Annotated in this window: 1 protein-coding gene and 1 tRNA gene; one reads left to right on the forward strand and one right to left on the reverse strand. The window is 54.8% G+C overall.

The features are described from left to right. Window positions 1-56 precede the first annotated feature (56 nt). Window positions 57-130 (forward strand) — tRNA-Arg (locus NW844_RS13040). Between the two features lie 21 nt (window positions 131-151). Here the strand turns inward: NW844_RS13040 and NW844_RS13045 are convergent. Continuing rightward, window positions 152-661 (reverse strand): type IV pilin protein, encoded by a 510-nt coding sequence (locus NW844_RS13045; protein WP_414336261.1) that lies wholly within the window; start codon window positions 659-661, stop codon window positions 152-154. Window positions 662-728 lie beyond the last annotated feature (67 nt).

Consider the following 728-nt stretch of genomic DNA (forward strand, 5'->3'; position numbering starts at 1 on the left):
GGGTTTAAGATCGGTAGGTGTTGCCCAGCATCCCTTACTCCATTCTCTCTTTGTCTGGGGCTGTAGCTCAGATGGATAGAGCAAGCGCCTCCTAAGCGCTAGGCCGGCGGTTCAAGTCCGCCCAGTCCCGTTGTGTGAAATCTTCAGAGTTTCACCGATAGAGGTTGCAGGAGTTGTGCAGGTCGTAGCCAGAAGCCAAAACCTCTTGCTGGCGATCCCCAAGGCCGATGTCACAGCGCAGAAGCTCCCCACCAGCACTCACATGGGTATGAGCCTCAGTCATCCAACGCATGCCGGTCACGCCAGGAGCAGGAGGAACCACTTCAGGAAGACGATAGTTGTAGGCTGGCCAGGGGTCTTGCAAATAGCGATCCCCGTGAACCCCACCGAATTCGATATCGGTGTAGCCGGAGGGATAAACCGTAAAGTCCATGCGGAAAACTTCTGAAGCACGGCCAACGGTCGCCAAAGCTGCTTGGGCTTCAGCAACTCTGGAGCGACGAATCTGATTGAGCAGATTGGGAATAGCCACAGCGGAGAGAATACCAACAATTACGATGACCACCAGCAACTCGATCAACGTCATGCCGTGGGGGGCTGCAGTGGTCGGGCGGAAGAGCATCCTCTTCAGATAGGCTTCATGAGAGGAAAGTCGGCTCATGGCAGTATCCACTCCACCTTCGCAGAACTCAGGTATCCAGATACACGCAATTTAGGCCAGCATTCAG

This window comes from Synechococcus sp. H55.2 (assembly GCF_047462495.1).
In the GTDB taxonomy this organism is placed as follows: Bacteria; Cyanobacteriota; Cyanobacteriia; order Thermostichales; family Thermostichaceae; genus Thermostichus.

What these genes read in the sequence shown, in the direction of transcription:
- NW844_RS13045 (WP_414336261.1), bottom strand. Translation starts at nt 661, where the DNA reads ATGAGCCGACTTTCCTCTCATGAAGCCTATCTGAAGAGGATGCTCTTC.